The 18,029-nt window shown below is 40.6% G+C and carries 18 protein-coding genes and 1 riboswitch; of the genes, 2 read left to right on the top strand and 16 right to left on the bottom strand.

Annotated features, from left to right (window positions below; all coding sequences use genetic code 11):
* Positions 1–102 precede the first annotated feature (102 nt).
* The 7 genes from V6Z54_RS15755 to V6Z54_RS15725 form a co-directional block, all read right to left on the bottom strand.
* Positions 103–681 carry a genetic competence negative regulator gene (locus tag V6Z54_RS15755; protein WP_269103334.1) on the bottom strand — a complete coding sequence of 193 codons (579 nt, stop codon included), beginning with the start codon at positions 679–681 and terminating at the stop codon, positions 103–105.
* Positions 682–846: 165 nt separating this feature from the next.
* Complete coding sequence (locus tag V6Z54_RS15750; protein WP_269103332.1) at positions 847–1,635, bottom strand: metallophosphoesterase; 789 nt, start codon at positions 1,633–1,635, stop codon at positions 847–849.
* Between the two features lie 87 nt (positions 1,636–1,722).
* Positions 1,723–2,178 carry a DUF2663 family protein gene (locus tag V6Z54_RS15745; protein ID WP_041085941.1) on the bottom strand — a complete coding sequence of 152 codons (456 nt, stop codon included), beginning with the start codon at positions 2,176–2,178 and terminating at the stop codon, positions 1,723–1,725.
* Positions 2,179–2,252: 74 nt separating this feature from the next.
* Entirely contained in the window at positions 2,253–3,038 is a 786-nt protein-coding gene (locus tag V6Z54_RS15740) for a LysM peptidoglycan-binding domain-containing protein (RefSeq protein ID WP_041085943.1), read from the bottom strand.
* Positions 2,983–3,624: a CPBP family intramembrane glutamic endopeptidase gene (locus tag V6Z54_RS15735; protein ID WP_041085946.1), complete on the bottom strand. Its 642-nt coding sequence runs from the start codon at positions 3,622–3,624 to the stop codon at positions 2,983–2,985. The genes V6Z54_RS15740 and V6Z54_RS15735 overlap by 56 nt, the downstream gene beginning before the upstream one ends.
* Positions 3,621–5,129, bottom strand: a complete 1,509-nt coding sequence (locus V6Z54_RS15730; RefSeq protein ID WP_338527479.1) for an ATP-dependent DNA helicase RecQ — start codon at positions 5,127–5,129, stop codon at positions 3,621–3,623. The genes V6Z54_RS15735 and V6Z54_RS15730 overlap by 4 nt, the downstream gene beginning before the upstream one ends.
* The gene (locus V6Z54_RS15725; RefSeq protein ID WP_041085952.1) at positions 5,122–6,174 is read right to left on the bottom strand and encodes a helix-turn-helix domain-containing protein; all 1,053 of its coding nucleotides are present in this window, start codon (positions 6,172–6,174) and stop codon (positions 5,122–5,124) included. The genes V6Z54_RS15730 and V6Z54_RS15725 overlap by 8 nt, the downstream gene beginning before the upstream one ends.
* Before the next feature lie 267 nt (positions 6,175–6,441).
* Between V6Z54_RS15725 and V6Z54_RS15720 the strand changes: the two genes are divergently transcribed.
* A complete protein-coding gene (locus V6Z54_RS15720; protein WP_003215700.1) occupies positions 6,442–6,690 on the top strand; it encodes a ferredoxin in 249 nt (82 codons plus the stop codon).
* Positions 6,691–6,724: 34 nt separating this feature from the next.
* Here V6Z54_RS15720 and V6Z54_RS15715 read toward each other — a convergent pair whose 3' ends face one another.
* Complete coding sequence (locus tag V6Z54_RS15715) at positions 6,725–7,306, bottom strand: ECF transporter S component (RefSeq protein ID WP_024428075.1); 582 nt, start codon at positions 7,304–7,306, stop codon at positions 6,725–6,727.
* Positions 7,307–7,450: 144 nt separating this feature from the next.
* Positions 7,451–7,581: riboswitch (FMN riboswitch) on the bottom strand.
* Between the two features lie 287 nt (positions 7,582–7,868).
* On the opposite strand from V6Z54_RS15715, the gene serA reads away from it, so the two are divergent.
* On the top strand, positions 7,869–9,443 hold the full coding sequence (serA, locus tag V6Z54_RS15710) for a phosphoglycerate dehydrogenase (RefSeq protein ID WP_024422834.1): 1,575 nt from the start codon (positions 7,869–7,871) through the stop codon (positions 9,441–9,443).
* Between the two features lie 35 nt (positions 9,444–9,478).
* On the opposite strand, the gene V6Z54_RS15705 is transcribed toward serA, so the two are convergent.
* From V6Z54_RS15705 to V6Z54_RS15670, 8 genes are all read right to left on the bottom strand, one after another.
* Positions 9,479–10,126, bottom strand: coding sequence for a peptidoglycan DD-metalloendopeptidase family protein (locus V6Z54_RS15705; RefSeq protein WP_338527478.1), 648 nt, complete (start codon positions 10,124–10,126; stop codon positions 9,479–9,481).
* 104 nt (positions 10,127–10,230) lie between these two features.
* A complete protein-coding gene (locus V6Z54_RS15700) occupies positions 10,231–11,337 on the bottom strand; it encodes a sigma X negative regulator (RefSeq protein WP_073979662.1) in 1,107 nt (368 codons plus the stop codon).
* Positions 11,249–11,857, bottom strand: coding sequence for an RNA polymerase sigma factor SigX (gene sigX / locus V6Z54_RS15695; protein WP_039179611.1), 609 nt, complete (start codon positions 11,855–11,857; stop codon positions 11,249–11,251). The genes V6Z54_RS15700 and sigX overlap by 89 nt, the downstream gene beginning before the upstream one ends.
* Positions 11,858–12,059: 202 nt before the next feature.
* Entirely contained in the window at positions 12,060–13,841 is a 1,782-nt protein-coding gene (locus V6Z54_RS15690) for an ATP-binding protein (protein WP_075611577.1), read from the bottom strand.
* On the bottom strand, positions 13,838–14,560 hold the full coding sequence (locus V6Z54_RS15685; RefSeq protein ID WP_003215596.1) for a response regulator transcription factor: 723 nt from the start codon (positions 14,558–14,560) through the stop codon (positions 13,838–13,840). The genes V6Z54_RS15690 and V6Z54_RS15685 overlap by 4 nt, the downstream gene beginning before the upstream one ends.
* An 86-nt stretch (positions 14,561–14,646) precedes the next feature.
* Positions 14,647–15,825, bottom strand: coding sequence for a c-type cytochrome biogenesis protein CcsB (ccsB, locus tag V6Z54_RS15680; RefSeq protein ID WP_338527477.1), 1,179 nt, complete (start codon positions 15,823–15,825; stop codon positions 14,647–14,649).
* On the bottom strand, positions 15,809–17,488 hold the full coding sequence (locus V6Z54_RS15675) for a cytochrome c biogenesis protein ResB (RefSeq protein ID WP_041085964.1): 1,680 nt from the start codon (positions 17,486–17,488) through the stop codon (positions 15,809–15,811). Before V6Z54_RS15675 ends, ccsB begins: the two co-directional genes overlap by 17 nt.
* A 1-nt stretch (position 17,489) precedes the next feature.
* The gene (locus V6Z54_RS15670) at positions 17,490–18,020 is read right to left on the bottom strand and encodes a thiol-disulfide oxidoreductase ResA (RefSeq protein ID WP_041085967.1); all 531 of its coding nucleotides are present in this window, start codon (positions 18,018–18,020) and stop codon (positions 17,490–17,492) included.
* Positions 18,021–18,029: the final 9 nt, after the last annotated feature.

Here is an 18,029-nt window from a genome sequence, read left to right as displayed (position 1 = left end):
TTTTTATCAAAATAAAATATCAGCGTTTATAAATATAAAAAAGGATATAAAAAAATACTGTTGTTTCATCACAACAGTATTAAATATAATAGAAAAAAGTGATTAAAAATACATTTGAATCGTTTTCACAGCATCTTCTTGCATGATCACTTTTCCATACTCTTTTAGCCGGTGAATGGTGAGTGTCGTAGGTGAACCAAACTCTGCTAAAATTGAAATGACTGTATCAGCAGATAGATCTCCAACATCATCCAGGCTGAGATAATATTGACCTTCATAATGGTAAACTGTACCCCCTAAAAGTCCAATACGACTTAAACTATGGGACAGTTGAATCACATCTTCAAACGAGGCAAATTGATAGAGCACATGCTTGCTCTCGTCGAGCTTGACTTGCATCTCAATGTAATCTTCATCAAACTCATCATCAGCATCTTCCTGCTGACTCTTTGTGACAATGACGACCATCCCCTGCGCCTGAAGAGAAAATACTTCAACAGCAATCGGTCCATTCGCTTCAAAACCGAGCTCCTGATTCGCTTCGTTCATCATGTCTTTAAACAGCTGATGGACTTTGAACGAATCTTTCCAAAGGTCTTCTTTCGTAAGACCTCGGTCTGTCAGGTCATCTAGTGTGAGAAAAATTTTGATTTTATTATAATTCAGACGCTCCAGTCGCATAACGTTCCCTCCTGCCTCTTCTAAACACACATCATACTGTAGTATATGAGATGATGAGTCATAGGTTCTTAATTTTGTATTCAGTTTACACTGTGTCAAGACGGAAGACAAGCATGAAGCTATGCTTACGGTGACTTTTATGGAAAATATTGAGGGTGCCGCAAGTTAACGCGTTTTTAGAGGCATTAAATAGATCAGATGGGTTTCTGGTTCTGCTCCGAGACGCATGGGAATTTTTGTTGTTCCGTAGCCATTACTAATGAGAAAGAACGCACCTTTGACCTGGCCTGTTCTTCCTTTTTCATACGGTCCAAATTTCCCAATTCGGATCTGTCCCCCATGCGTATGACCGCTCAGGACAAGATCGATTCCCTCTTCTTCACTCATCAAATGATGTACATCTGGATTGTGTGATAAGAGAATATTGACATCTTCTTTCACAAACTCTGGCCGTATCGCTTCATAATCTGCTTTTTCAAGCCGAATATCATCAATTCCTCCAATTTTAATTCGCTGGCCTTCGAAATTCCATACAGCCGTTTCATTTTGCAAAGTCGTGACATCGTATGCATGAAGAAGCTCTTTCAACCTTTGCTGATGCAGCTCATGATCATTATTTCCCCAAACAAAATAAACCGACGCAATTTTTGATAAACGTTTCACATTTTCTTCAATCCTTGCGTAGGGCACACCTTTTTCTGCTAAATCTCCGCCAATCATAATCACATCTGGCTCTTCTTGACTGATTTCTGCTAATAAAGTGTCACTTATGAGACGTCTGTGTGTATCAGAAATAAAGAAAATGACAGCAGGCCGGTCTGATTGAAGTGCTTCTATTGTAAAGTAATGCTTTTTGATGTTGTTTTGTTTTGCCGTTTTCACCATTTTTGCCGTTACACACACACCTGTTGTAACAGCCGCAATGGCGGCAGTAAATCCGATGGCATATTTCATCACAAATGGCTCCCTTACATATCTTTCTTTCATAAGACGCTTGAATGAAAAAAGACGTTTCAACTGTTAAACGTCTTTTTTTCTCATTTATTTACTTTCATAATAGAGATTAATGTCATATTGCTTCTGCATATAGTGAAAAACCGCCTCGCGCTCTTTCCACTGATTTGATTGCGGCCATAAGTCTGTACTCTTTTGTATAATTTCACATCGAAGCCGATGATATTCATCTTCGGCCTTTTCTTCTTTTTTCTTATAGTAATAAGAGGCATAAAAAGCAAAGACCTCAGCCATGATCCAAAACAGAAATACTTCATGACCAAGCAGTGTGGCAATCATGGCTTCCGGCTGAAGTGAGCCGCCTCCCGCATTTGCCGTGATCACAAAATAAAACAAAAGAATGGCCAGCGATAGAAGGGCTGTCCATTGCCATCTTTTACACTGCTTGGCAAAGCCCTCATATTTGTACTTTCTTTTAATTAATGTTTCCATCATTTTCTGTGTGGGCTGATCCATATAGCGGCTGATTGCGTGCAATGTCATCACATACACCCTGTCCCTTTTTTCTACATATGTATGTGCGTGCTTCTTCATTCATGTCAGGTGATTACAGGTGATTAGTTTTCTAGTGGAATATTCAACACTTGACCGCTATACACGCTGTTGCCTTTCAAGTGATTATAGGCTCTAATTTTCTCTTCACCCGAACGGTTTTTGTAATACTTCATGGAGATTCGGTACAGGTTTTCCTCTGGGCCAACCGTGTGCTGCACGACACGAACTGGTTTTTCTTCCTGCTTCTTTTTCTCTTCCGCTTCTTTTCGTTTTTTCTCTTCTTGTTGCTTTTGCAGGGCTAGCTGCTGCTGTTCACGTTTTTTGGCAGCTTCGGCTCTCGCGCGTTCTTTTTCTTTCGCTGCTTGTTCACGCTTTTCTTTCTCTTTAGCAGCTTTTTCTTTTTTCTTCTGTTCAGCTTTTTCTTTCGATCGCTGTTTTTCTTCATCTTTCTTTTGCTTCTCATCATCAGACGCATCCGCTTTATCAGCGCTTGAGTCATTTTTCGTTTCGGCAAGTGCTGACGGGACTGGGTCTGTGTCAGCACTTGATGTAGAATCAATATTATATACATCTTGATTATTATTATGGTTAATTTCCTTTGACGTGTAGTAGATCAAAAGGAAGAACACCGTGACGACGATAATAGGAAAGATAATAGCCAATGTTGTAAATAATGGATTGCGCACCTTTTTCGTGCGCTGTTTTTTATATTCATGGAAATCTTCTCGTGTAGGAAAGTGAGAGTCATCTGAAGGCTGTACTTCTTCTTCAAAAATTTCCTCTACATCATCGTCATGGATGTTTGTCAGCTGCTCCTTCTTTCTCTTCATTCTCGACATTTCTTCCATGTTCATCCCTCCCCCTATATTTCAAACGAATTTGACAAGCAAAGACTAAGTCAATGACAAAATGGGTCATGACAGGAACAAATAAATTCCCCGTCCACTCGTATAAAAGTCCTAAAAAAATACTAATGGAAACCACAAGGATAAACAAGAGTATTTTTGATAAGTAGCGAAAGTGAAGGAGTGCAAACACGATACTAGCAATCTCCAATCCAAATTGCTGCTGGACGATCCCTCGGAATAGAATTTCCTCTGAAAAGGCGATGAGCAGTGTTAACCAAACAATATGCGGGATGCTGCGGTTTTTGAACATTTTTTCATTTAATCCGCCATCATCATACATATGAGCAGGAAAAACCTTCATGACAATCGCATCCACAATGATTACAAGCACAGCGCCGCCAATTCCATAAGTCAGTATCCGCGCATCTTGGATCTCCCACAGGGATGTGAAATCTGTCCAATGATCGAACATAAATATACCTAGTAAAAAAGAAATAACCAGCATCAGCAGCTGCGTAAAATACAGCTGTTCTACGACTTGGCGATCGGTTAATTTTTCAATGATTCGGTGATGTTGTTCGATCAATGGTGCGCCTCTTTTGTCAGATGAAACATACGATCCAGCACGGTCTTCCAGTGTTTCATTTCATTCAGCTCCAATGATTGTTCTTTTTTTTCATAATCAGACAGGTCAAGTCCGCAAGAAGAGCAGCAATTGCCAGAGGATTCCGTCTCCGTTTGATCAAGCTGTTCGTAAAAGTATGATAACAGAGATTGTCTAAAGCAGCTATGACCTGTGATCCGCTCCTTAAATTGCCACACTTTTCTCAGTTTTTCTGTTTGTCTGTCCTGCAATTTCTCTTTCAGTTTCATCAGGAGCACACGAGGCTCGTCAGACTGATACATCCTGTAATAATGGATCAACATTCTTGCCCGTGTCTCCTGAAGCCCTGATTCCATCAATTGTTCACGTAATTTTTTTTCATCATTTGTCTGCATTTGTGTTAATCTGGCTAAGAAAAAATCAATTTCTGGATCATCAAAGCCCTCGGCTTGTATTAAATGCTGTTGAATGTCCGCATCCTCTTCTGTATATAAAAGAATGCTCACACTGTTTTTCCCGTCCCGTCCTGCTCTTCCAATTTCCTGCATAAATGCTTCAATTGACTGCGGCGGGCTCATATGAATAACAAATCGTATATCTGCTTTATCAATTCCCATTCCAAAAGCACTTGTACAACAAATGAGATCAAGCTGTCCGCTGATAAATTGCTGCTGAATAAGCATGCGATCTCCTGCATCCATTCCGCCATGGTAATACTCTACACGCTGGTGGGTTTTTTGTTTCATAAAAAGCGCCATATCTTCTGTCATTTGCCGAGTCGGGCAATAAATCAGACCGGGGCCTTGCAGGAATTCCACAAGCTCAATGGCCCGTTTCTCTTTTGCTTCTTTCGTTTCGTGCGCTTCTTTAACTAAAGCAATGTTTGGCCGGTTGACAGAATGAATATGAAAGTCTGGATGCTGCAACCTTAACGTTTGCACGGTATCTTTTAGCGTTTGTTTTGTTGCTGTTGCCGTCAGTGCTAAAGCGACAGGATGACCTAACGCTTCTCTCCATTCCCCCAGCTTTGAATATTCCGGACGGAAATCATGCCCCCATTCCGATATACAATGGGCTTCATCGACGACGAACAGACCAATATGCATCGATTTGAGCTGTTCTAGCAGCACCTCTGACATTAATGCCTCAGGCGCGACAAATAGAAACTTATATGATGGCAAATGCCGAATGATATGCCGTCTCTCCTGAAAAGACAATGTGCTGTTCAGCGCCGCCACTCGTTTTTCTCCGCGCATTTTCATTCGTTCGACTTGGTCCTCCATAAGCGATAACAGCGGCGAAATAATGAGAACCAATCCATCTGTCATATAGCCGGGAATTTGATAGCAGATGGATTTCCCGCCGCCAGTAGGCAGCATGGCAACCGTATCTTTTTGATTCAGTACACTTTGAATAATGTCCTCTTGACCTGTTTTAAATGAGTCGTAACCAAAATATCGCATGAGCGTCTGATGAAGCTTATCCATTTGCTTTCACCATCCTTGTCAGAGCCAATCGTATTTGAAAATAAGTAAATGAATGTTCGAGTTTTTCTTTAATCAGCTTCATTTTATTTGTTTGAAGCTCCCTGGCTACTGTATGAATGGCCTGCTGCGCTTCTACGCTCACATACGGCTCTATTGAGAAGTTCGGTTCATGTATGGAAAGTTCGACAATATGGTCTTCGATCGTTGCTTTTTTTAATGAACGAATGTGAGCAATCTGATCAATATCAAAGCCTTTTTGCACAAGTTCAAGCGTTTTGTGAGTAGAGGTTGTTAATACGCGTTTGAATTCAAGATCACCTACGAGCTTTTGCATGAGCTGCGTCTCACCTTTTTGGGCAGCATGAATAAAATAATGGAGGACATTCCAAAAAAGCAGGTACACATACCACACATCTTCTTTTAGCCACTCTGCCATTTGCTGATACGTACGCCCGATTCTTTCATTTGACGTCAATGAATAAACAAAAATCAGCGCCTCTTGATCACTTATACGGCTAAGGAGCGTTTCTAGTTCATGATGCAGCTCTTCTGAAAGCTTATTCTTCTCATGATGCTGTTTTAAGAAGGATTTCGTCCAGCTTTGTACAGATACATCTCTTTGTATTGGGACATATTGATACGATCCAGCCATATGGTGAGAAAGCACTTGTACAAGTAAAGAGAGCCTCATCCATAGCACCTTTGCTTTATCATGATATTTCGCACCATGAAAATAAACGGGCATCGGTTTTTCTAAAAAATACTGGTTTAGCATACGCTGTCCTGCAACTGTAACAGTGAATGTCTCCCCTGTTTTTTTGATGTAGTGCTCTTCGTCAAGTTTTATAGTAGAGCGATTCAGCTGATCCCTCGTAAACCCCGGGTAACAACCGAAGTACTTTGAAAGCTGAAACAAACTGGCATCCTGTATGGTTTGTGATGATTTTTTTCCTTTAAAAAGATGGTAGACAGCACTTATGGAGCGTTCGCCGTTCAATTTATATACGCTGTCCATTAACATGACATCCAAATAATGAAGAGTCATTCGCCAAAGCACCTGTCTTCCTGACAAAATTCGAATATTTTCTCCCTTTATTTTAACAGATTTCATAGAAGAAGAAATGTTTAAACTCAATTTGTGGGGGAAAGTTATGAACAAACCCTTATGTGATAAGCATTCTCAATCACTTTACAGTTGAAATGTGAAATTAAAATCATTACAATAAGGTTTGAGGAAATTGTTTTTTATCGGTGAAACTAAAAAGGTTAGACCATTTGTTCCATCGAACAATCTGGGAGGTATTTTTTTAACATGGCAAAATATACAATTGTAGACAAAGACACATGTATTGCTTGCGGCGCATGCGGTGCAGCTGCTCCAGACATTTATGATTATGATGATGAAGGCATTGCATTTGTTACGCTTGATGACAACCAAGGAACTGTAGAGGTTCCAGAAGTACTTGAAGAAGATATGCTTGATGCATTTGAAGGATGTCCAACGGATTCAATCAAAGTTGCGGACGAATCTTTCGAGGGCGACCCACTTAAGCATGAATAGTATAAAAGCCCCTTATGCAGGGGCTTTTTTTATATTAACTATTTTGAAGTCGGCGTTTATTTTCAAACCATGGACGCATTTTCACAAAAATGAGGCTAAACACGATGGTAATGATGATGCCTTTAATAAGATTAAAAGGCAATATCCCTGCTGTTATCGTCGCCTTGAGCATATTATCCGAAAGTTGAGGTGCATTTAAAAACCATGTGTAAGCCGGCAGAAACAGGAAGTAATTTAAAATACTCATCATCACAGTCATAAGCACTGTGCCCAAGAACATAGACCATACAATTCCCTTTGCCGATTTGATTTTTTTGAAAATGAAGGCCACTGGTAAAATGAACAATACGCCTGCTGTAAAGTTCGCTACTTGATCAACAGGAACACCAGACATACTACCATGAATGAGATAATGCAGTACATTTTTTAACGCCTCAACAGCAATACCTGCACCCGGCCCATAAATTAAAATCGCAATAATCGCTGGAATATCGCTGAAATCAATTTTCAAATATCCTGGAAGCCCAGGGAACGGGAAGTTTAATAACATTAAAACAAATGAAATACTGCTAAGCATACTGATTACGACTAAACGCTTTACTTTACTTTGATTCAATATTCTCTCTCCTTTTCGATCAAATCTTTCGAAAAGAGGATTGTTCCATTTTAGCCACAAAAAAACCGCCCTTGAAAACAGGAGCGGGGAAATTGGGCTAGACAAATAAACGTGTAAACATCAATGTTTTCAACGTTTATGAACCTCCATCTTCTCCCATCCAGACTATACTGTCGGCTTCGGAATCACACCGAATCCTGCCAAAAAGGCTCGCGGGCTTAGAGACTATGCTCATCACCGCCGGTAGGGAATTACACCCTGCCCCGAAGATTGATCATTATTCAATTCGACATCATTATATATGATATATGAGCATTTGTACAGATAAAAATCCTGAGCAAATTCATCAGTTTTAAGAAATCGTAAAAAACACAAAAATTCTAATGACAAATGCGCAAAAATTGGTTATCTTTTGTTTAAAGGTGTTCATTCTTTATAAAGACACAAAGAAATGTTCGTGTTTTCTTTTTCACTTTACTGCTTTAATTTGATTGACACAGTGAAAAGGAATATGGTAAATTATCAGATATTTATGACGTTTATTTTAGGAGGAAATCTTACGATGTTTCGAGTATTAGTCTCAGATAAGATGAGCAATGATGGTCTTCTACCACTTTTAGAATCAGATTTTGTTGAAATTGTCCAAAAAAATGTAGCAGAAGCTGAAGATGAATTACACACGTTTGATGCCTTACTTGTCAGAAGTGCCACGAAAGTAACGAAAGAGCTTTATGAAAAAATGACTTCATTAAAAATTGTCGGCCGTGCCGGTGTGGGAGTAGACAATATTGACATTGATGAAGCGACCAAGCATGGCGTCATTGTGATCAATGCACCAAACGGTAATACGATCTCGACAGCTGAGCATACGTTCGCTATGATTTCATCACTCATGCGTCATATTCCGCAAGCCAATATTTCTGTCAAATCAAAAGAATGGAACAGAGGTGCATATGTTGGTGCTGAGCTTTACGGAAAATCTCTTGGGATTGTCGGCTTAGGCAGAATCGGAAGTGAAATCGCCCAGCGTGCAAGAGCATTTGGCATGACAGTCAACGTGTTTGACCCATTTCTCACAAAAGAACGTGCAGAAAAAATTGGCGTCAATGCGAAATCACTGGATGAAGTACTCGAAGTATCAGATATTATTACTGTACATACGCCATTAACAAAAGAAACAAGAGGACTTCTCAATAAAGAAACGATTGCAAAAACGAAAAAAGGTGTTCGCCTAGTAAACTGTGCACGCGGCGGCATTATTGACGAAGCTGACCTTCTTGAGGCACTTGAAAGCGGCCATGTCGCAGGAGCTGCACTCGATGTATTCGAGGTAGAACCTCCAACTGATAATCCGCTTGTGGATCATCCACACGTCATTGCAACTCCGCATCTTGGTGCCTCTACAAAAGAAGCACAATTAAATGTAGCAGCGCAAGTATCTGAAGAAGTCCTTCAATTTGCGAAAGGCCTTCCTGTCATGTCATCTATTAATCTACCAGCGATGACAAAAGACGAATTCAAAAAGATTCAGCCTTATCATCAATTTGCAGGAAAACTTGGACGTCTTGTCTCTCAATCCATGAGAGAACCTGTAAAAGAAGTAGGCATTTCTTATGAAGGCTCTATTTCAAAACTCGAAACATCCTTTATCACAAAAAGTCTCCTCTCAGGCTTTTTAAAAGAGCGCGTTGATTCAACTGTGAATGAAGTAAATGCTGGAATGGTCGCAAAGGAACGCGGCATTAGTTTTAGTGAGAAAATTTCCTCCAGCGAATCTGGTTACGAAAACAGTATTTCCATTGAAGTCAAAGGTGATCTTTCAACCTTTACTCTAAAAGCGACTTACATCCCGCATCTAGGGGAACGCGTTGTTTCTATTAATGGATTTAATATTGATTTTTATCCAGATGGACACCTAGTCTATATCCAGCATACAGATGCACCTGGTGTGATTGGAAAGGTTGGACAGATTTTAGGCGACCATGATGTCAACATCGCAACAATGCAGGTAGGACGTAAAGAAAAAGGCGGCGAAGCCATTATGATGCTTTCTTTCGATAAGCATCTAGAGGATGAAATTGTGAAAAAATTAACGGAAGTACAGGATATTCTTTCTGTCCGCCTGATTGACCTTTAAAAAACAGTGATAAACCTCATGCAAAAGCATGAGGTTTATTTTGTTGAAACCATTAAACGGTCTCCTGTTCGAATGAGGTGAGTGGTCAGCTCATTGATCTTTTTCAATTGTTCCACAGTCATTTCATGCGCCTTTGCTATCGACCAAAGGGTATCCCCTTTTTTAATGACATATGTATTTTTTTCATGTCCATTTACATGAAGAGCTGGCTCTTTGAAACGTTCCACTGCAATCATTTTGAGCGGATCTATCGCATCCTTTTTGCTGACTGACCAATTTCCACGATGTACCTCAAAATGCAAATGAGTACCTCTAGAAGCTCCTGTGTTGCCAATGATGCCAATCGGCTGCCCTGATTGTACATGGTCACCCTTTTTCACAAAACGCTCGTGTAAATGAGCATAGACGGTTTCGTATCCGTTTGGATGCTGAATAAACACGACTTCTCCATATGTAGCCGATACATACGAACGCGCGACCACACCTTCACTTGCAGCAAAAATGGATTCTCCTTCTGGTGCAGCTATATCTAATCCCTTATGCGAGCCGCCCCTTGTCCCAAACAAGTCAGTGACTTCTCCTTTCACTGGTTCCACCCATTCGTTTGTCTGCTGCGCATGGGCAAATGGTGCTAAGATGAAGAACAAAAAACAGCTTGCACCTATGAAACAATACCTTTTCATCAGTGACTCCCCTTCTTTGAGGTTCTTTTCATGACAGCTTAGTATACAGCAAGAAGGGCATTTTCTATACATTAAAAAAGAACGCAATGACTTACTTGCGTCCTTTAACGATCTTTGATGACAACTGGATTCGGCAGAGCCGGTACCTCTATTGGCTCGTTTAATTCATATGGTCCTACTTGATCTGTTCCTGCATATTGAATGGTGATATCTGTAAAACCAAAATCTTTCGCTGTGAGCAGCAGACCTTCAATGAGTAGAATATGATCAATTGAGTCCGATAATTTCGCTGATGCTCCAAACGTGATGGTCACATGCTTACCTTTTGATGTCACTTCTTTAATGGATTCTTCTTTAATTAATGGTTCGAGCCCAGAATCACTCGTCCGTTTCATGGCCTCTACCGCATCTTCATAAGAAGAATAATGGGTTTTTGAGGGTACCAAAAAAGTCCCGCTCTTATTTTTTAACACGTAATAAGCTTTCTTCGTTTGTTTATCAATTGATATCGTGCCAAAGCTGCTAGTCCCTAATTGAAGATGAGAACCTTCGACTGACCTGATCTCCACTTGTTTATACCTGCTCCATTTGAGCGTTTCTTTTACCATATCTTTAAATCGATTGGCTTCCTTTATCGTATCAAGGGATAAATCATTTTTTAACTGAAAAACAAGTGTATTCCCTTTTTCCCGAAGGTCCACCATCTCAAGATAAGATTGAAGCGGCTTTGTCATTTCAGGCAGCTGCACCTGTTCATATGTGTTCATCATTTCCTGCAAATGGTCATGTTCATTTTCTTTTTCAATACTAATGGGAATCACTTGAGATGTTGATTCATCTATGTATGCAACCGTCATATACTTTTGCTTGTCTTCATGAGAAACAACGTGCGCGGTACCATTTTCCTGTTTCACCGGCTCTAATGTGGCATTCGCCTGTCCTTTGTCAGCACTTGAGTCCATTTTCATCTGTTGATGCTGTTCTTGAGCAGCCGGCTGAAATAAATGAGGAGAAATTAAAAACGCCATAAATAAAACCACAACGGTTGCCACCGCTGGACCGATCCATCTGACACTTTTCTTTTTCTTCCCGCTTGCCATCAGCATCTGCTGGTATATCTGCTTAGATGAACGGTTGTCCTCCACTTTTGGAAGCTGACTTAGTAACACCTTGATTCGTTCTTCGCTCCAATCGGACCTGTTCGTTTTCATTCACTAGCTCCTCCTTCAAAAGCTCCATATGTTTTCGGAGCACTTTCAGGCCTCGGTGCTGCGTTGTTTTGACTTTGCTTTCCGAGAACTTTAGCGCCTTTGCCGTCTCCATGATTGAGTAGCCCTGGATAAACCTTAAAATGATGACAGCTCTTTGATCAATCGTACAGTGATCAAGTGCGGCATAAATTTCTTTCGTATTTTCATCCTGTACAGCTAGTTCGTCTGGGAGCAAGTCTGGGTCTTTTACATCCTGCTTATCCCAATCAAACGTGCCGAGTACCCGTTGTCTAATGGTTTGCTGCTTGCGAAACCAGTCAATCGCCACATGCCTTGCAATTGAAAACAGCCATGTTTTCTCGCTGCTTCTTCCTTCAAAAGTTTTATATGAGTGAAGTACCCGAATGTAAACCTCCTGCACGAGATCCTCTGCCTGATTTTTATCTTTAACCATATAAAATAAAAACTGGTACAAATCTTGATGGTACGAATCATATATTTTTTGAAAGGTTTCATGCATAGGAAACCCCTCCGTTCACTTATTTTTGTCGAGTGACTCTTATAAAACGTTACATTACAACTTTATGACAAATATATTACAAGTTCGACAGTTTGGAAAGGGCTTTTTGTTTAACTTCTCCTTAAAAATTTCAAAATAGAAAAAACACTTCTTTTTCTTTCGAAAAGAAGTGTTTCTCATGTAACAAGATTCTTCGTCAAGATTAGACGAGTTCCTGCTTTTTTCTCGGAATATAGAAGGTGAAGTGTGTACCTGCACCAGTTTTGCTGTGAGCATGTATAGAGCCTTGATGCGCTTCGACGATGTTCTTCACAATCGCAAGGCCAAGCCCAGTACCAGAACGTCCTCTTGTTCTTGCTTTATCAGCTTTATAGAAGCGTTCGAAAATAAAGGGCAGATCCTCTTCTGGAATTCCGCTTCCCGAATCTTTCACATCCATTTTCAGCCCGTTTTCCACCGATTGAACCGAAAAGTGAACCTCTCCGCCCTCTGGTGTATGACGAATGGCATTATCAATGAGATTCGTAAACACTTGCTCAATCTTATCTGGATCGAATACAAAGTTTGGTTCATCCACTTGAATGTCATACGTAAGGTCGATTTGTTTTTCTTTCGCAATCCCGAGAAACTTGCGGTAGATCTTCTCAGTCAGCTCTTCCGTATCTGTTGATTCAAGATTCAATGTAATATGACCTGCTTCCATTCTCGCTAGATCTAGAAGATCATTTACAAGTCGTCCCATTCGAAGTGATTCATCGTAGATAATTTGCGCAATCTCTTTCTTTTCCTCTTCTGATCCTGCAATATCATCTACAATCGCCTCACTGTACCCTTGCAGCATGGCAATTGGTGTACGAAGTTCATGACTGACATTGGCAATGAAGTCTTTTCTCAGCTTATCAAGTCTTCGTTCCTCCGTCATATCACGAAGGACTGCAACTGCTCCTCTGACATCCTGCTGATTATAAAGCGGAGACATGAGAAGAACCCACGTACGCCCTTGCAGCGTAACTTCGATCATTTGCTCCTTTTCTGTACCGACAGCTGTATGAAATAGCTCGCGCGCTTCTGGCGGCAGTTCATCTCCATCTTTGATCTTCATATTTTGCTCATAATACCATGCCTGCAAAAATCGTTCTGCAGGAGGATTTGTCATCAAGATCGTTCCATCAATATTGATGGTGATGACGCCATCGGCCATACTGCTTAAAATATTAGACAAATGTTCTTTTTCTTGATTTAAAGCTGTGATATGGAATTTAAGCTGCTTCCCCATTTGATTAAAAGCGATCGCCAGTTCTCCAATCTCATCTTGCGTTAAAATAGGAATCTTTGTATCAAATTTCCCCTTCGCCAAATCTTGTGCACCCTCTCTCATCTTTCTGAGAGGATAGGTGACACGTGTTGACAAGAAGAAAGCGAATATAGTGGTCAGTACAATCGCAATTCCGGCTGCTAAAAAGATGTATCGCGTCGTATGTTTCGTTGTTTGTTCTACAGCGAGGAGTGACTGAGAAAGAAAGACCATGCCTTTTTTTCCGTTCACCTCATATGGAACACCGACTACAATTCGTTCATCTTTTTGATTGCCTGCATCAGGTTCTGCACGTTTACTGATTTTTTTACGATCTTTCAGTGCTTGGTTTAAATCGCTGTCCGCTTCAATTTGTTGCTTTGTAATCGCAGGAAGCTTCCCGCCTTTTTCAGACGAATACCACTCTAGCCCGTCCTCTTGTATGATCGCAATACTCGTCAATTTGTCAGCGAGTTCTGATGTTATCGATCTTGCAAGAGATTGATCCTCATGGCTTTCTAAAATGACCGCTACTTTATTTGCCATTTGTGTTAAATCAGATTTTGCTTCTTCTACATGATAATTCTCAATGAACTCTAAAAGAAGCACAGTTAAAATAGATAAAACGATCAGGACGAGGAAAAGAATGGTTAACCATAGCTTTCCTACAACACTTTTCCACAGTTTCATTCAGCGCCGACCTCAAATTTGTACCCGACTCCCCATACAGTTACGATTTTTTTCGCTGCTTCTGGCGACACTTTATTCAGTTTTTCACGAAGTCGTTTGACATGGGTATCGACTGTTCGTAAGTCTCCAAAGAATTCATATTGCCATACTTCTTTTAACAGCTTTTCTCTGTCATAAACCTTATCCGGTGTTTTTGCAAGGAAATATAAAAGCTCATATTCCTTCGGCGTGAGGCTGACTTCTTTGCCATCAGCCGTCACTCTATGTGCATCATGGTCAATAGAAAGATGAGAAAACACAAGAACGTCCTTTGTTGTTGTCCCAGTATTCAGATAAGACGTTTGAGACGATCTTCTGAGCAATGCCTTCACACGTAAAACAACTTCACGTGGGCTGAAAGGTTTGACGATATAGTCATCCGTTCCTGCCTCAAATCCTTGAACGCGGTTGGCTTCTTCTCCTTTTGCCGTCAGCATAATGATTGGAGTCGCTTTTTTGTCTCGAATTTGATTACACACTTCAATTCCATCTGTACCAGGCATCATTAAATCGAGCAAAATGAGGTCATAATCGGTTTGAAGCCCTTTTTGAATCGCCTCATCTCCATTTTCTGCTTCATCGATTTCATAATTTTCACGTTCTAAATACATTTTTAAAAGGCGGCGAATTCTTGCCTCATCATCTACGACTAATATTTTCGTTTGAGTTGTGTGTTCCATTAGACAGTCCTCCTGCTTTCTCCGTTGTTACATTCATTTTAACAAAAAGCCGAATTGAATCATAAAAGTTGGCCTTTTCCTTGTGATTATGCGTAGGAATGAAGCCCCGCAATGACAAGATTGACAAAGATGAGATTAAACATAATAATGGCGAAGCCGATCACAGCAAGCCAAGCGGACTTTTCACCATGCCAGCCTCGCGACAAGCGAAGATGAAGATAGGCTGCATAAAAGAGAAACGTAATCAATGCCCATACTTCCTTCGGATCCCAGCCCCAAAACCTAGTCCATGCAATTTGTGCCCAGATCATGGCAAAAATCAGCCCGCCTAATGCAAATACAGGGAAACCAATCGAAACAGCCCTATACCCAATTTCATCGACTAAATCTAGGTTCACCTGTTTCACTAGCGGTTGAAGCAATGCGCTCAGTCGTTTGCGAATGATCAATCGAATGAGTCCGTATATAATCAACCCTACGCTAAATGACCATAACACTGTATTGACCTTTCTGCCTGAAAAAACAGGTGGCAGCTCAACAAACGGCTCCAAACGATCTTCCGTCACAAGCTCCCCTTTATGAGGGCCGACAAGAGCTGGCAGCTCATAGACCATCACACTTTTTTCTTTATTTTTATCGATCCAATTAAATGTCGCTTCATACCCTGTCATTCTAAAAATAGACGTGACAGCGATAAATGCAAGTGTCACCACAATCATAAACATGACAAGCTCTAAACCAAACGTCTTCTTCCCTGGCATTGTTTGATCCACATGCTTTAATAGAAAGATGACGCCTGCCACAAAGCTGATGGCTAGAATGGCTTGACCAAGTGCTGCTGTTGTCACGTGAATATAAAGCCAATTACTTTGAAGTGAAGGAATCAGCGGTGAAATATCTGATGGGAACATACTTGCATAGGCAATAATCAATAAAGCGATTGGAAGTGTGAATAAACCAAGTACAGACACTTGATACACAAAATATAAAATGATGAATGCAAGCACCAGCATCATGCCAAAAGCGGTAGTGAACTCAAACAAATTACTGACTGGTGCATGACCAGATGCAATCCATCTTGAAATAAAATAGCCCAACTGGCTCAAAAAACCGATGATAGTAAGCGTAATGCCAATGAGTGCCGCCTTATTCCTTCGCGGTCCATCTTCTTTCTTTTTTCCCTTAATGGCACCACCAAAAAAAGGAACTGCTGCTAAATAAAATAGAAAAGCTGCAAATAACAGATTTTCACTGACTGCCGCCATCTAATCCTTCCCCCTTGCTTTTGCTGATACTTGTTGTATCAGGCAGCTCTTTTTGATCAACTGGCTGTTTGATGCCACTGCCGCTCAGTAACACGTTAAGATCGGACTTTAAGCCGAACCAGTTTTTGTTTGTATGTCCTGCCACCAATACTTTTCCATCCTTTGCCGACAGCCAGATTCTTCTATGCTGCCAATACATCCCCTGCACGACACCAATCATGAAAATGATTCCGCCTACAATGAGCACCCCTAGTGTTAAATCTTTTCTAACAGTTAAGCCTGTGACGTTTTTCGTTTCAACCCGATCAAACTTCATTTTATATAGATTGTTATCAGAGCCCTCTACTGTCTCTTGAATGGCGACAAAGCTTTTTTCACCTTTAGGTTTTTCAGGAGAAATCATTTCAAACACGAAAGCAGGATTATTCGGATTCCTTGTTTTCGTACTCGGCGTTCCATCATCGTCAAAATAAAAATCAGGCAGATAGCTCATCACTTTGACTTTGTAACCGCTACCAAGATCATATTCCGACTTAGGCTCCAGCAGATTAATCTTCACTGTACCGAAAGATTTTTCTGTATCTTTACGAATCAGCTGAAAGACCATTTGATCGAGTTCATTTTGTTTAAAATCCACTTGATATAATGAGAAATTGTCAAACTTAAGCGGTTCATTCACTTTGATATCGTGTTCTGTTACCTGCTTCAGCTTGGGCTTTTCACCAAATACAACTTCTCCTTCACGTTTGTATAAGATGGCATCCGTTTTATAGCTTTTCACCACTTGACCGTCGCCAGCTTTTTCAATGGCATTCTCAAACACTTCTTTTTCATTTCCAGTTTCATAACGATCAATTGAAAACGCGTTATTTTTCAAGAAGTATTGACCATCCGTACCTGGAATCGGTGCAGTTTCACCTTCTCTGACCCACAGCGTTTCATCCACGTACATGCCCGGGACGAACCGGAGCATCGATCCAATGAGAAAGATGATTAATCCAATGTGATTGACGTAAGGTCCCCAGCGTGAAAAACGTCCTTTTTCGGCTAAAATATGCCCATTTTCTTCTCGCACGCGGTAACGCTTTTGTTTCATTGCTCTTATGATGCCTTCATATGTATGCTCATCTAATGTTTTGTCTGTCTCACTAAACAGACGCTGTCTTCTCATAAAGCCTTCTTTTTTGATAACCCCTTGGTTTTTGAGTGCTCGATAAAGAGGAATAACGCGATCGAGACTACAAATAACAAGGGAGATTCCGATTGATGCGATAAGAGCTAAAAACCACCAAGAATTATAAAGATCATGGAATCCAAGTGTATAATACAGCTTGCCAAAGGATCCATATTGCTCTTCATAATACGTGGAAGCAGACGCTCCTGGCGGAATAAATCGCTCCTGCGGGAAAATCGTTCCAAGCGAAGATGCAAGCAGTGTAATGACAATCAGCCACACACCTACTTTAACGGAAGAAAAAAAGTTCCATACTTTATCAACAATCGTTTTGTTGTATGTTTGCGAGCGTCTTGCACTGCCGTCATATCTCATATCAAGCAGCTTTGAAGAGTTCTTCTCTTTAGCCGCAATGGGATTCCCGCATGACTCACATAGAACAGTACCGATTGGATTAATATGTCCACACTCGCACTTTACCTCTTTCATTCTATGACCCCTTTGGTTTAATCAAATTCATATATTCATAGACATTACGTTCTGTCATCGTTCCCTTTATGACTTTGATTACCTTGCCTTCAGGATTAATTAAAAATGTGGTTGGCAGCGGCGTAATATCATATGCCTCTGTCACTTGACGATCTTTGTCCATGGCAACAGGAAAATTCACGCCATAGGATTCCATAAAATTTTTCACGGCAATCTTGGACTCCGCAACATTGACTGCGACAATTTCCACACCGCGATCCTTGAACACTTCATATTGATTCGCCATATAAGGAAATTCTTGTTTACACGGACCACACCATGTACCCCAAAAATTAAGAAAGACACCTTTGCCTTTTAAGTCCTTTAATTCAATCCGATCCCCATCCACAGATTGAAGGACAAAGTTTGGCGCAATAGATCCTTCTTTGACTCGATCCTGTTTGGCAAATACTGAGTTATACATTGTATAACATAGTGCAGCAAGCATCACGAGGAGAATGCCCGTCCGTATGAAAAACCGTCTTTTTTTCATCTGAAGTAC

The sequence above is a fragment of the Bacillus sp. MAG717A genome, assembly GCF_036884855.1.
Lineage (GTDB): Bacteria > Bacillota > Bacilli > Bacillales > Bacillaceae > Bacillus > Bacillus safensis.
This window is presented reverse-complemented; position numbering and strand designations above follow the sequence as displayed.